This is a genomic window from uncultured Halopseudomonas sp. (genome assembly GCF_963977355.1).
Taxonomy (GTDB): domain Bacteria; phylum Pseudomonadota; class Gammaproteobacteria; order Pseudomonadales; family Pseudomonadaceae; genus Halopseudomonas.
Genome location: NZ_CAXBOV010000010.1, coordinates 121764 through 135474, shown reverse-complemented (window position 1 = coordinate 135474; position 13711 = coordinate 121764). Strand labels below are relative to the sequence as shown.

13 protein-coding genes are annotated in these 13711 nt (G+C 60.3%); 10 read left to right on the top strand and 3 right to left on the bottom strand.

Annotated features, from left to right (window positions below):
- From AAC076_RS07410 to AAC076_RS07395, 4 genes are all read left to right on the top strand, one after another.
- Positions 1 to 1218, top strand: a 1218-nt coding sequence (locus tag AAC076_RS07410; protein WP_339844025.1) for a pitrilysin family protein, incomplete at its 5' end; no start/stop codon positions are given.
- On the top strand, positions 1218 to 2783 hold the full coding sequence (locus AAC076_RS07405) for a pitrilysin family protein (RefSeq protein ID WP_339844024.1): 1566 nt from the start codon (positions 1218 to 1220) through the stop codon (positions 2781 to 2783). The genes AAC076_RS07410 and AAC076_RS07405, both read left to right, overlap by 1 nt.
- On the top strand, positions 2780 to 3355 hold the full coding sequence (rsmD, locus tag AAC076_RS07400; RefSeq protein ID WP_339844023.1) for a 16S rRNA (guanine(966)-N(2))-methyltransferase RsmD: 576 nt from the start codon (positions 2780 to 2782) through the stop codon (positions 3353 to 3355). The genes AAC076_RS07405 and rsmD overlap by 4 nt, the downstream gene beginning before the upstream one ends.
- On the top strand, positions 3352 to 4338 hold the full coding sequence (locus tag AAC076_RS07395; RefSeq protein WP_339844021.1) for a hydrolase: 987 nt from the start codon (positions 3352 to 3354) through the stop codon (positions 4336 to 4338). The genes rsmD and AAC076_RS07395 overlap by 4 nt, the downstream gene beginning before the upstream one ends.
- On the opposite strand, the gene AAC076_RS07390 is transcribed toward AAC076_RS07395, so the two are convergent.
- Entirely contained in the window at positions 4335 to 4988 is a 654-nt protein-coding gene (locus AAC076_RS07390; RefSeq protein WP_339844037.1) for a TetR/AcrR family transcriptional regulator, read from the bottom strand. The genes AAC076_RS07395 and AAC076_RS07390 overlap by 4 nt on opposite strands.
- 122 nt (positions 4989 to 5110) lie before the next feature.
- Here AAC076_RS07390 and AAC076_RS07385 point away from each other — a divergent pair, with 122 nt between their 5' ends.
- The 6 genes from AAC076_RS07385 (at position 5111) to ggt (ending at position 11323) form a co-directional block, all read left to right on the top strand.
- The gene (locus AAC076_RS07385; protein WP_339844019.1) at positions 5111 to 6553 is read left to right on the top strand and encodes a coniferyl aldehyde dehydrogenase; all 1443 of its coding nucleotides are present in this window, start codon (positions 5111 to 5113) and stop codon (positions 6551 to 6553) included.
- 16 nt (positions 6554 to 6569) lie between these two features.
- Positions 6570 to 7103, top strand: a complete 534-nt coding sequence (locus AAC076_RS07380) for a twin-arginine translocation signal domain-containing protein (RefSeq protein ID WP_339844018.1) — start codon at positions 6570 to 6572, stop codon at positions 7101 to 7103.
- Positions 7104 to 7123: 20 nt separating this feature from the next.
- Positions 7124 to 8722 carry a GMC family oxidoreductase gene (locus tag AAC076_RS07375; protein ID WP_339844017.1) on the top strand — a complete coding sequence of 533 codons (1599 nt, stop codon included), beginning with the start codon at positions 7124 to 7126 and terminating at the stop codon, positions 8720 to 8722.
- Positions 8723 to 8805: 83 nt separating this feature from the next.
- Positions 8806 to 9285, top strand: coding sequence for a pantetheine-phosphate adenylyltransferase (gene coaD / locus AAC076_RS07370; RefSeq protein ID WP_339844015.1), 480 nt, complete (start codon positions 8806 to 8808; stop codon positions 9283 to 9285).
- A 33-nt stretch (positions 9286 to 9318) separates the two neighbouring features.
- Complete coding sequence (locus tag AAC076_RS07365) at positions 9319 to 9567, top strand: YfhL family 4Fe-4S dicluster ferredoxin (RefSeq protein WP_339844013.1); 249 nt, start codon at positions 9319 to 9321, stop codon at positions 9565 to 9567.
- A gap of 4 nt (positions 9568 to 9571) precedes the next feature.
- Positions 9572 to 11323 (top strand): gamma-glutamyltransferase, encoded by a 1752-nt coding sequence (gene ggt / locus AAC076_RS07360; protein ID WP_339844012.1) that lies wholly within the window; start codon positions 9572 to 9574, stop codon positions 11321 to 11323.
- On the opposite strand, the gene AAC076_RS07355 is transcribed toward ggt, so the two are convergent.
- Positions 11310 to 13154 carry a Na/Pi symporter gene (locus tag AAC076_RS07355; RefSeq protein WP_339844010.1) on the bottom strand — a complete coding sequence of 615 codons (1845 nt, stop codon included), beginning with the start codon at positions 13152 to 13154 and terminating at the stop codon, positions 11310 to 11312. The genes ggt and AAC076_RS07355 overlap by 14 nt on opposite strands.
- A gap of 74 nt (positions 13155 to 13228) precedes the next feature.
- Positions 13229 to 13570, bottom strand: coding sequence for a multidrug transporter (locus tag AAC076_RS07350; RefSeq protein ID WP_339844008.1), 342 nt, complete (start codon positions 13568 to 13570; stop codon positions 13229 to 13231).
- Positions 13571 to 13711 lie beyond the last annotated feature (141 nt).

Genomic DNA, 13711 nt, shown 5'->3' with positions numbered 1-13711 from the left:
TGGTATCAGGTTGGCAGCAGTCACGAGCCGCCCGGGCAGACCGGTATCTCCCATGCACTGGAGCACATGATGTTCAAGGGCAGCGAGAATCTGGGGCCGGGCGAGGCTTCCAAGCTGCTGGGCAGTCTGGGCGCGCAGGAGAACGCCTTCACCAGCCGCGATTACACCGCCTATTACCAGGTCCTCAGCCGCGAGCAACTGGCCATTGCGCTGGAAATGGAGGCCGAGCGCATGCACACGGCGCAGCTTCCGGAGGATGAGTTCCTGCGTGAGATGGAAGTCATAAAAGAAGAACGTCGCCTGCGCGTGGACGATAACCCCAACAGTCTGGCCTACGAACGTTTTCTTACCCAGGCACACATGGCCAGCCCGTATGGCCAGCCGGTGATTGGCTGGATGCATGACCTGGAACGCCTGACCATTGAGGATCTGCGCGCCTGGTATCGCACCTGGTACCAACCGGGTAACGCGATTCTGGTCATTGTCGGCGATGTGTCACTGGAGGAAGTGCGCCCCCTGGTCGAAACCTATTTCGGACCGATTCCTGCCGGCGAGCTGCCTGCTCAGAAGATCCCCCTGGAACTGCCAGGCGGCGCCCAGCGCAACGTGAACATTGAGGTTGAGGTGCAGCTGCCCAGTTTGTTGATGAGCTTCAACGTGCCCAGCCTGAATACCGCGGAACAAGTCTGGGAGGTCCACGCCCTGCGCCTGTTGGAGGGCGTACTCGATGCCGGTTACAGCGCGCGCCTGCCCAGCCGCCTGGAACGCGGCAGCTCGGTGGCCACTTCGGCCAATGCCAGTTACAGCGCATTTACCCGGGGCGACACTCTGTTTACGCTCAGCGGCCTGCCCAACCAGTCACGCGAGGTGAATCTGGCCGAGCTGGAAGCTGCGCTATGGGAAGAAATTGATCAGCTCAAGAACAGCCCGCCCGATTCTGCCGAGCTGACACGGGTCAAGACTCAGCTTATCGCCCAGGATATCTATGCACGGGACAGCATTACCCATCAGGCCAACATGATAGGCCAGCTGGAGAGTGTCGGCTTGTCCTGGGAGCTGATCGAACAGGACGCAGACGCGCTTGAAGCTATTACGCCAGAGCAGGTCAGCGCCGTGGCCCGCAAGTTCCTGGTACCCGAGCGCCTGACCCTCGGTCACGTATTGCCAACTCCACCGGTTCAGCAACCTGAAGCACCTGCCAATCAAGGAGCCAACTGATGTCGGCAAAACCCATACCCATGATCCGTTGGGTCCTGGCCGTTGTCGTACTGGTGCTCGTTTTCGCTCTATTGTTGAGCAAGTCGATAAAACCAGAGTTACCCGCAGAAGATGCCGCCGCAGTGGCGCAGACGCCTGTGACCGAGCCAAGCAGCGAGCCATCTACCGAAGCGACAACCGACCCATTGCCCGCTCTGGAGTCACTGCAGCGCGTCAATCTGGACAAGGCGCCAGCGCGGCGCAGCCTGGATCTGCAGCACTGGACTACCGATGAAGGTGCGCGGGTGTATTTCATGCAAGCCGCCGAGCTGCCGATGCTCGATCTGCAGCTGCTCTTCGCGGCTGGCGCCAGCCGAGATGGTACCCTTCCGGGGTTGGCCATGGTGACCAACGGCATGCTCAACGAGGGTATCGAGGGCATGGACTCCGGCGCCATCGCCGCTGGTTTTGAAAAGCTTGGCGCCGAGTATGACAACAGCTCCCACCGCGATATGGCCTTGGCAGGCTTGCGGTCACTAACTGCCACTGACAAGTTGCAGCCGGCTCTGGATCTGTTTACCCGCGTAGTCAGCCAGCCTGGGTTTCCCGTCGACGCCTTCGAGCGCCTGCGCAATCAGCTGCAAGCCAGCCTGCAAATGCGTCTGCAAAGCCCCGGCGCCCTGGGTAGCGAAGCCTTCTGGGCGGGACTCTATCCCGAGCATCCCTACGGTAGCCTGCCCTCGGGCACGCCCGAGAGCCTGGCCCTGCTGACGCCGGATATCCTGAATACCTTCCACGGCGAATATTACACCGCCGGTAACGCGGTGATCGCCATGGTAGGCGATATCGATAAGGCAGAAGCGGAACGCATCGCCAGTCGTCTTTCCCGCGCGCTGCCCCAGGGTCCGGCGGCAGCTCCCGTGGCCCAGCCGGATCAGGTCACGGCCCGACATGAACATGTGGTGTTCAACTCACAGCAAACACATATTCTGCTCGGGCAGTTGGGTATCAACCGGCAGGACCCTGACTATGCTGCACTCTACGTGGGCAACCAGATGCTCGGTGGTTCCGGTTTCGGCTCACGCTTGATGGAGCAGATCCGCGAAGAACGGGGACTGTCTTATTCGGTCAGCAGCAGTCTGGTGCCCATGCAGGCTGCCGGACCGTTCCAGATCGGCATGCAGACGCGCAATGATCAGGTTGAACTGGCACTGGAAGTGATAGACGCGACCCTGAACGAATTTGTCCGAGAGGGGCCTACCGAGACCGAGCTGGTGCGCACCAAACGCCAGATTATGGGCCAGTTCCCCCTGTCCACGGCCAGCAATGATGCCATTGTCGGCCAACTCGGCATGATCGGTTTTTACGGATTACCCCTCAACCATATGCAGCTTTTTCTCGACCAGGTTGAGAAGCTGGAAATAGAAGACGTCCGCGAGGCCTTCCAGCAACTTATCGATCCGCAACGTCGGCTGATTGTGACCGTGGGCCCAGAACCCGTGCTGGCCGAAGTAGATGAAGTGGAAGGTGTGCAAGCGACAAACGAGGTCATCGTGCCTGACGAACCCTTGGAGCCAACGGAATGAGGCCAGCTTCAAATCGGCAAAGCCAGTTGCGTATCATTGCCGGCACCTGGCGCAGTCGCCGCCTCAGCTTCGTCGAGCAACCAGGCCTGCGGCCGACCCCGGATCGGGTACGCGAAACCCTGTTCAACTGGCTGAGCGGCCATATCGAAGGCGCACGCTGTATCGACCCCTTTGCCGGCAGCGGCGCGCTGAGCCTGGAAGCCCTTTCACGCGGTGCCGCTTGGGTACTCGCCTGCGATACCAGCCGCGAGGTGGTAAACACCCTGCGCGGCCACCTGCAGACGCTGCAGTGCGACAGCGCCGAAGTACGCCAAAAGGATGCCCTGGCAATGCTGGCAAGCACGCCGGCTGAGCCTTTCCAGATTGCTTTCCTTGACCCACCTTTCCGCCAGGACCTGCTTGCTCCAGCCTGCGCAGCACTGGAAGACAATGGCTGGCTGAGCGCTGACGCTCTGATCTATACCGAAAGCGAATGCCGGCCAAGCGAACTGCCCCGCCCGGCCACCTGGAGCCTGCACCGCGAGAAGCGTGCCGGGCAGGTCTGGTACAGCCTCTGGCAACGTAACGCATGACGGCGTTTCGACCCGCCAAGTGGTTGCCTGGCGGGCACCTGCCAACACTTTATGGCCCGCTGTGTCGGACAACACCCTCGCTGGATCGACGGCGTGAGCGTTTGACGCTTGTCGATGGCGACTTTCTCGACCTGGACTGGTACGGGCCGGAAACGTCGGACCAGCCCTGCGTGATACTGCTGCACGGCCTGACCGGCAGCTCGGACTCGTTGTATATCCTCGGCCAGCAGAGCGCACTCGCCGCAATGGGCTGGCCGAGCGTGGCGGTGAACTGGCGCGGCTGCTCCGGAGAGCCCAACCATCTGGCGCGCGGCTACCACTCCGGCGCCAGCGAGGATCTTGCCGAGGTCATTGCGCATTTGCATGCCGCCGACCCGGATCGGCGCCTCCATGCAGCAGGTTACTCCCTAGGCGGCAATGTGCTGCTGAAATACCTCGGCGAGCGCGGCGATAAATCGCTTCTGCAAGCCGCCGCCGCGGTATCGGTCCCCTTCCGCCTGGACCAGTGCGCCGACCGTTTGCAATTGGGTTTTTCGAGGGTTTATCAGGCGCGTTTCATGCGGGACATGCTGGCCTACGTCAGGAACAAACAACGCCTGTTTGCCCACCAGGGCCGCGACGCGGAACATGCCAGCCTGGCCGCACTGGGCTCGCTGGAAGGCATGGATTCATTCTGGGATTTCGATGACCGGGTAACTGCGCCGCTGCATGGATATGCCAGCGCCGAGGATTATTATCGTCGCTGCAGCAGCCGTTTTTTCCTGGGCACCATCAGCATACCCACGTTGATCGTCCAGGCCCTGAATGATCCGTTCGTCTATGCCCACAGCCTGCCTGAGCAAAGCGAGCTATCCAGCAGCACCCGTTTCGAACTGCATGCAGGTGGCGGGCATGTGGGTTTTGTGGAGGGCTCCCCGTTCAATCCCCGCTTCTACCTGGAACGACGCCTGCCGCAATGGTTTGCTGAGCAGGGCCGGGCTTAAAGCGCTACGTAGTAATCATCCAGCATGGCATGAACGGCATCGCGCGCGCGCTCGGTCAAAAGTCCCCGCTCCTGCGCCAGCACCTGATAAACCCCGCGGCGCAGCAGATCCGGCGTCAACTGCGGCTGCTCGGCGTCCAGCACTGTGGTGTACAGATACCCCACCCAACCGGTCATCAATAGCCAGCTGTTAATCGCCAGTGCCTGTGGGTCGGTGCGCTCGCGGCAGAGAATGTCAGCGTCGACCAGGCCCTGGTAAATCGTCTGGCCGCTCTGCACGCAACGCTGGGAGAACACCCGATAACGCTGGGCCAGATCCGGATCGCTATTGAGCAGGTGCTCCAGGTCACGGTGCAAAAAACGGTACTCCCAGAGTCCGGCAAAGATCGACTCCAGGTAATGTGCCTTGTCGGCAATCTCCAAAGATCGACCTTCCGGCACACTCAGATAGGCATCTACCTGCTGCTCGTAAGCGTTGAACAGCTCCGCAATGATCTGCTGCTTGTTGCGAAAATGATAATAGAGATTCCCCGGCGACATACCCAGATGCACGGCAATATGATTGGTGGTTACAGAGCGCTCGCCCAGCTCGTTGAATAGCTGCAGGCTGGCGTTGAGTATGCGATCGCGGGTTTTCATGCCTTCTCTCAGTGTCGAAATGTTTCGGATGCCCCACCGAACAGGCAGCTGCATTGACAGCTTAGAGCAATTGCTCTAAAAATACCCTACATCAAATAAAAACAGGCCCATGATGGTCTGGCCGGAGCGTTCCCATGGTAGCCGATATTGCTTATATGCAGGACCAGCAGCAGTCGATTTCGCGTATGCAGCTATTGTTCGAGCAACAGCGTGCGGCCTTCCGTCACGATCCCATGCCTACTGCAGACAAGCGGATCGAATCCCTTCAATCGCTCAAGGCAGCGCTTTTACGCTATCAGGAGCCGCTGATTCAGGCCATCAGCAGCGACTTTGGCAGGCGCTCTGCTGACGAGACCAGGCTGGCAGAAATACTGCCCGCCCTGGAAGGTATCAAGTACGTCAGCAAGCGCCTGCGCCGCTGGATGAAGCCGTCCAGCCGCCATGTGGGCATGGCATTCCAGCCGGGCAAGGCCAAGGTAATCTATCAACCCTTGGGCGTGGTCGGGGTCATCGTACCCTGGAATTATCCACTGTATCTGGCCATGGGCCCACTAACCGGTGCATTGGCGGCCGGCAATCGGGTGATGATCAAGATGAGCGAATCCACCCCCGAGACGGCAAAGGTCTTTGCGCAGATGCTCGGAGATGTTTTCCCCGAGGATCAGGTTGCAGTGATTACCGGTGAGGCCGAGGTAGGCATGGCGTTTTCAAAACTGCCCTTCGATCACCTGCTGTTCACCGGAGCCACCAGCATAGGCAAGCATGTAATGCGCGCTGCGGCGGAGAACCTGACCCCGGTCACCCTGGAGCTGGGCGGTAAATCCCCAGCTATCGTCTCCAGGGATGTGCCTATTGCAGATGCGGCAGAACGTATCGCCTTTGGCAAGGGCGTCAATGCCGGGCAGACCTGTGTGGCACCTGACTATGTCCTGTGCCCCCGTGATCGCGTTGATGAACTGATCGAAGCGCTACGCAGCCAGTTTGCGCGGCTCTATCCGAGCCTGCGTGACAATGCCGATTACACGCAGGTGGTCAACCCACGTCAGTACCAGCGCATTCAGGGTTACCTGCAGGATGCCCGCGACAAGGGGGCAAGGATCATCGAGCTGAACCCCGGGGAAGAAGAGCTCAGTGACACGCGGATTCTGGCCCCGACCCTGCTGCTGGATGTCAACGATGACATGAAGATCATGCAGGAGGAGATCTTCGGACCATTGATGCCAATCCTGCCCTACGACTCCATTGAAGATGCCATGGAATACATAGCGGACCGCCCTCGCCCGCTGGCGCTGTATTACTTTGGCTATGACAAGCCCGAGCAGGAACGGCTGATGAACCAGACCCATGCAGGCGGCATGTGTATCAACGATACCATTCTGCATGTAGCGCAGGATGATATGCCCTTCGGTGGCATTGGGCCTTCCGGCATGGGCCACTACCATGGCCATGAGGGATTCCTGACCTTCAGCAAGGCCAAGGGCGTGTATATCAAGCAACGCTTCAACGGGGCCAGGCCTATCTACCCACCCTACGGTGGTGCGGTACTGAAGCTGGTCTACAAACTGTTTATCCGTTGACCGCCAGGAACCGAAAATGACTTCTCTATCCTCCGCGCCGCTCAACCGGCGCCAGTTTCTGAAGCTCGGCGCGGGTGCCAGCGCCGCACTCGCCACCGTCGGCATGACCGCCACCCTTTCCGGTTGCAGCAGCAGCCGGCCCGGCGTTGGTTACTCCGTTCTGCGCGATACGGATATACCGGTGGTGGCGGCAATCATGGTTGGCCTGGTGGGACCGCATCCAGCACTCAACCAGGATACATTGCAGGCCGCCATAGATCAGTTTGATACCACCCTGGCCTGGACCTCCACAGCAGTGCAGACCCAGGTCACCGATCTGCTCGGCATGCTGTCGATGCCCATTACACGCGGCCCGATGACCGGCATCTGGGGCACCTGGGACAAGGCATCTCCCGCAGAAGTGCAGGCCTTCCTGCAACGCTGGCGCGACAGTCGGCTGGACATGCTACGCCAGGGCCATTCAGCCCTCAGTCAGTTGCTGCTGATGGCCTGGTATGCCACCCCCGCATCCTGGGCAGCCATCGGCTACCCCGGCCCGCCCGTCATCTGATTCTTACCAGGTAAATTGATATGCCCGTTCCTGATCTATTTCTGCAAGGTATTGACCGCGGCTGGCATGTGCTTGATGCCAGTGATTTTGACGCCGAGCGGACCTTCGAAGCCGATGTCATCATCATAGGCACTGGTGCCGGCGGCGGCACCAGTGCCGAGATCCTGGCCCAGGCCGGGCTCAAGGTGTTACTGGTGGAAGAAGGCACACTGAAGACATCGAGTGATTTCAAGAATGACGAGGCAAAGGCCTTCGCCGAGCTTTATCAGGAGGGCGCTGCCCGTGCGACGGCCGACGGTGGCATAGGCATTCTGCAGGGCCGCACCGTGGGCGGAACCACCACAGTCAACTGGACCAGCAGCTTCCGCACGCCGGATCAGACCCTGGCCCACTGGGCCGATGTCCATGGCGTGACCGGCCTGGACTCCGCGAGCATGGCACCCTGGTTCGCGCGCATGGAAGAACGCCTGGGTGTCGCCCCTTGGGCAGTCCCGGCCAATGCAAACAACGACGTAATACGTGCAGGTTGCGAGAGCCTGGGCTGGCACTGGAAAGTCATACCGCGCAACGTGCGTGGCTGTTGGAACCTGGGATACTGCGGTACCGGCTGCCCGACCAACGCCAAACAGTCGATGCTGGTGACCACGATACCGGCCGCACTGGAAAAGGGGGCGACGCTGATCCATACAGCCCGCGCGGAAAAGCTGGTAATGGAGGGTGACCGGGTGATTGGTGTGCAGTGCCGCGCCATGAATGATCGACTGACCCTGGCTGATGGCCAACGCTTTACCCTGCGCGGCCGCCATGTGGTGCTGGCCGGCGGCGCAATCAACAGTCCTGGACTACTCATGCGGTCTGGCGCCCCCGACCCGCACGGGCGCCTGGGCAAACGTACCTTTTTGCATCCAGTGAATTTCAACCTGGCCCAGTACGATAACGATATCAATGGCTTCTACGGAGCACCTCAGTCGATCTACTCAGATCATTTCCAGTGGAATAACGGCACCACCGGCCCGATCGGTTTCAAGCTCGAGGTACCCCCCATGCAGCCGAGTCTCACCTCGGCACTGTTCGGCGGCCACGGACAGACCAACCTAGAGCGCAACCAGAAGCTGGCGCAGAGCAATATTCTGATCGCGCTGATGCGTGACGGCTTCGATGAGCGCAGCCAGGGCGGCAGCGTATCGCTGCGCGACGACGGCAACCCGGTTCTTGACTACCCCCTGGACGATTACATCTGGGACGGTGCCCGGCGCGCATGGCTGGCCATGGGCGAGATCCAGTTTGCCGCCGGTGCCAAAGCCGTGATGCCCGTGCACAGCCAGGGCCAGAGTAGCCGCAGCTGGGCCGAGTTCCAGCAACAGGTTGCGGGCTTGCGTTACGCAATCTATGACGTACGCCTGGCCAGCGCCCACGTGATGGGCGGCTGCGCCATGGGTGAAGATCCGACCCAGGCAGTCACCGATAGCATGGGCCGTCATCACCAGATTGAGAATCTGTCGGTGTTTGATGGCTCGCTGTTTCCCACCAGCATCGGCGCCAATCCGCAGCTATCGATCTACGGCCTGGTGTCCAGACTGGCCAGCAGTCTGGCTACCCGGCTGCAGGGCCAAGCCTAGTCGGCCTGGTGCGCGCTGGTTGGCCCCGAAGGCGGCATTGGGCTACCATCAGCGCATCAATCACTGTTGCAGGATCAGTCGCAATGAACACGGTTCTCTATCCCGGCACTTTCGATCCCATCACCAAGGGGCACACAGACCTGGTGGAGCGCGCCTCACGGCTGTTCGACAAGGTCATTGTGGCTGTCGCTGCCAGCACCAAGAAGAACCCCGCGTTCACGCTCGAGGAGCGGGTGAGCATGGCCCGTGAAGTACTTGCGCATGTACCGAATGTGGAGGTGGTGGGTTTTTCCGAACTGCTGGCGCATTTCGTCAAGAAAGTGGACGCCAACGTGCTGTTGCGTGGTCTGCGGGCCGTGTCGGATTTCGAGTACGAGTTTCAGCTGGCCAACATGAACCGGGTACTGGCACCGGATGTGGAAAGCCTGTTCCTGACGCCGTCTGAGCAGTATTCTTATATCTCCTCCTCGCTGGTGCGTGAGATTGCCGCGCTGAACGGGGACGTCACCAAGTTTGTGCACCCGACTGTCAACGCAGCGCTGATCAAGCGCTATCACGAATAGACCGTCGGGCTTTTCACGCGGAGTTCCCGATACATGTCCCTGATCATCACCGACGACTGCATCAATTGCGACGTCTGCGAGCCCGAATGCCCCAACAATGCGATCTCCCAGGGCGAAGAGATCTATGTGATCGACCCCAACCTGTGTACCGAGTGCGTGGGGCACTTTGACGAGCCCCAGTGTCAGCAGGTCTGCCCGGTCGACTGCATCCCCCTGGATCCGGCACACGTCGAAAGCCAGGAAGAGCTGCTGGAGAAATACCACATACTGACAGGCCGATAAGCCCATGCAACACGGAACGCGCCGAACTGGCCTGGCAGCAATTCCCCTGCTGTTTTGTATCCTGCTGGGCAGCCCCTTGTCTGCCCAAGCCAGCCCTAACGCACAGGCTGTTGCCAGTGCCCATCCGATGGCCACCGCAGCCGGTCACCAAATCCTCGACCAGGGCGGCAATGCCTTTGATGCAGCCGTAGCGGTTGCCGCTACCCTTGGCGTGGTTGAGCCCTACAGTTCCGGGCTGGGCGGGGGCGGATTCTTTTTGCTGCGCCAGCACGCCCAGCCGGCAGCTGAATATGTCTTTCTGGATGCACGCGAAACCGCACCTCTGAAGGCTGACCGCGACTTCTACCGTGACAGCAAGGGCGAGGTACAACGGGATCCGGCGATCAATGGACCACGGGCCGCGGGTATACCGGGACTGCCTGCAGCGCTGGTCGCGCTTAGCGTGCAGTACGGCAACCTGCCCCTGGGCGAGAGTCTGCAGCCGGCTATAGAAGCTGCAGAGCAGGGTTTTGCCGTTACCAGCAGGTATCGCGCCCTGGGTAGCTTCCGGCTCGAAGCCATGCGCGCGGATGCCGAGACCTCGCGATTGTTTCTGCGCGACGGTGAGTTACCCGCCGAGGGTACGGTGATCCGCCAGCCGGAGCTGGCCGAAACCCTGCGGCAACTGGCAACCAAGGGCCGTGCCGGCTTCTATCAGGGCCCCGTGGCCGATCACCTGCTGAGTGCCGTGCAGGAAGCCAACGGAGCCTGGCAACAGGCCGATCTGGACGCTTATCGCGTGGTCACCCGCCAACCCGTGCGTTTCACGAGCCATGGCCACGAGGTAATCAGCGCACCATTGCCCTCCGCTGGCGGAATTGCCCTGGCCGGGATTCTTCAAGGCCTGGAAGCGCTACCCAAGGCGCAATCAGGCTCGAGCGCATGGACCCATCAACGGGTCGAACTGATGCGCCGGGTCTACCGCGACCGCCTGCTGCTGGGTGACAGCGACTTCGTCACGCCTCCGGTCGAAAAGCTGCTATCGGTTGAACATGCTCACAACATGGCCGCTGATATCGACCCTGACCGTGCCACTCCAAGCAACGCGCTCGGCCCCCTCAGTCCGTTCACCGAGGGCAACAACACGACCCATTTTTCACTGATCGACCGGCAGGGCAATGCAGTGTCGGCGACACTCAGTATCAACCTGCCCTTCGGCGCGGCCTTTACGGTCCCGGGTACGGGTGTATTACTGAACAACGAGATGGATGACTTTGCCGCCGATCCCGAGGGCGTCAACGCCTACGGTCTGGCCGGCAGCCTGGCCAATGCAATCGCTCCGGGTAAGCGTCCGCTGTCGAGCATGACGCCAACCATGCTGGAAAACAGCCAGCAGCTGGCGGTGCTTGGCACACCTGGAGGCAGCCGCATCATCACCATGGTGCTGTTGGGAGCGCTGGAGGCAATCGAAGGTAAAACAGTGGACACCTGGGTCAGCCGGCCACGCTTCCATCACCAGTACCTGCCAGACCACATCCAGGTAGAGGACGCGGCCCTGGATGCAGAGCAACAGGCAGAACTTGAAGCCATGGGTCACCAGATCAAGGCCGTGGGCCGGGATTACGGAGACATGCACGCGGTACATTGGGACAAGACCACCAACACATTGAGCGCAGCCAGCGACCCTCGCGGCGTAGGTCAGGCCCGGGTCGCGCTTTTGCCGAAGCCCGGGGCCACCCCCAAACCCTTGCCTCAACCAGCGATCATGACAGAGTAAAAGTCGGCTCTATTCGACCTGCCGGCTCACCCAGTGCCACATCCAATGGAGTAATGGGCTTTTCTGCCAGTATCACGTGGGCACGATACAGGTGACGCCGGATACGCAGCACGGCATGGAGGTCATTGAGCAGCGAGGTCGCTTGCCAGCCATCCAGCTCACGGTTACGCAGGTGGTTTTGCACCTGTTGCTGATAATGCTCGGCAAATAGCGCCTCTTCCTCTTCGTAATGCTCGAACACAGCAGTCTGCGCATCGCGGTCGCCGCGCATTTCCAATAACAGCGCCAACTCGATGATCGCGATACCCGACTGTTCGCGCAGCATGTCATAGGACTGGTGAATGGCCGGCTGCTGGCTATCGACCTGTTTGCGCAGGTTCCGCTGCAGATAATTTGCCGCTTTCACCGCTTCGATCAGCTCGCGGGCCGCCGCGTTGTCATCGAGCAGCAACTGCTGCTGCTCAGGCTGCAGGGACTGGTCGATACGGCTACTGAAGTCGATGATGTCCGCATAGACGCCCTTGACGTGACGCTCATAGAGCGCCTCGGCGTCCTCTCGCTGCTCTAGTGGCACCTTGCGCAGCACCAACCGGTGCAGCATCTCGGGTGACAGGTCCTGCAAACCGCCCGGCGGCAGATACACCGCTGCGGCGACGACCTGCCGTGACAGGGCCGCGAGGTTACGCACCTCCTGATCCAGCACCTTGAGAGCCGTATCGGCATGCAGCAACGCGCCGTCGTTCAGAAACAGCGCACGCATCCGCGGCTGCTCACTCAGGGTCACAGCCCCGGAAGTGGTATCGCCTACCGTCGGCATATCAGGCAGCCAGCGCATCAGGTACTTCACCAGAAGCGGGATCCACGGCAACATGATTAACAGGCCCAGCACGTTGAACAGGGTATGAAACAACGCCAACTTCAAGGTATGCGCGTCGGCCGCAATACCCAACAGATCGGCTGCCCAATCGACCGACCTGACCAGTATCGGCAGAATTGCCAGGGCCACCACCGCGGTGATCAGATTAAATAGAATGTGCGCCGCAGCCAGCCGGCGGCCAGCATTGTTGCTGCCGACAGCACCGATGACGGCGGTGACAGTGGTACCCAGGTTGGCACCTACCGCCATGGCCAATGCATTGCCGTAAAGCAATTGACCACTGGCTAACGCTGCCAACGTCAGCATCAGCGCGGCATGGCTGGACTGCATGAGGACCGTAGCCAGCAAGCCGATGAAGGCATAGAGCAGAACACTGGCCCAGCCGGATGCAGGCAAGCTGTCCAACGTCAGCATGCCCTCGAAACCGGCAAACCCCGCCTTCATAAGGTCGATACCCAGAAATAGCAGACCCATCCCCAGGAGTAGCTGACCAATGCCTTTCCAAAGGCTTTCAGCGCGCCGACCGAGCAACACGCCAAACACCAGCAAGGGCATCGCTGCCACGGATAGGTCGACCTTCAAGCCCACCAGGGCAATCAGCCAGGCGCCGGTTGTGGTACCCAGGTTGGCACCAAACACAATCCCGATACCAGCCACCAGACTGATCATGCCGGCGCTCATGAAAGCGATGGTAAGCAGGGTAACCAGTGAACTGGACTGCACCAGGGCCGTACTGGCCACGCCAAACAGCAGACTCTTCCACAGACGATTGGTACTGCGCTTCAACCAGCGCTCAAGCGCACCACCAGTGAAAGCACGAAAACCATCCTGCAGATGAAACATGCCAAGCATGAACAGCGAAATCCCGGCCGCCAGGGTGGCCAGGTCTGATTTCCAGACGAACAATATTATGAGGGCCAGCAGAAGCACTGGCACCCAGAGGGGTTTGAACATGTTGCGCATCAGCCTACTACTCGTGAAAAGGCTGCGGGCTGCGACCGCGGATCACTGACCCGCGGCTTGTGCGGTCAGCGGCGTTCGTCGCTCTGCTTGCGACCATAACCGCTTTTGGTGCAACCCAGACAGCGGACAAAGGTTGCCTCGCCAGGCCGAAGGACCAGCTCACGTCCTGCCTCGGCGGTGTTACCGGCCAAGAGCGTAAATGGCAGACTCACTACAAAAGCAGCGGCACCAATAGCAGTGACACCTGCCAGCAGTGGCCGTGCGATGACCAGATCGCCGACCATGGCGTAATAACCCGGCTCATCCGCGTTTTCGACATAACCGGTTTGGGTAGGTTCGACGGCCTGAGCAGCGGCGCTGAGCAGAAGGCCAGCCATCAAGGCTGTGGTATGACGTAACAGGCGCATAATTAAAGTCCCTGGTTGGGGCCCGACAGGCCCATGGTCTTGTTGAGCTATCCGTCCAGGACAGCCTTCACACTTCATTGTAGGCGTAAACGCTCAATCGGGAAATCGAGTGCGAAGATAATGCACACACCGTTGTGCGAG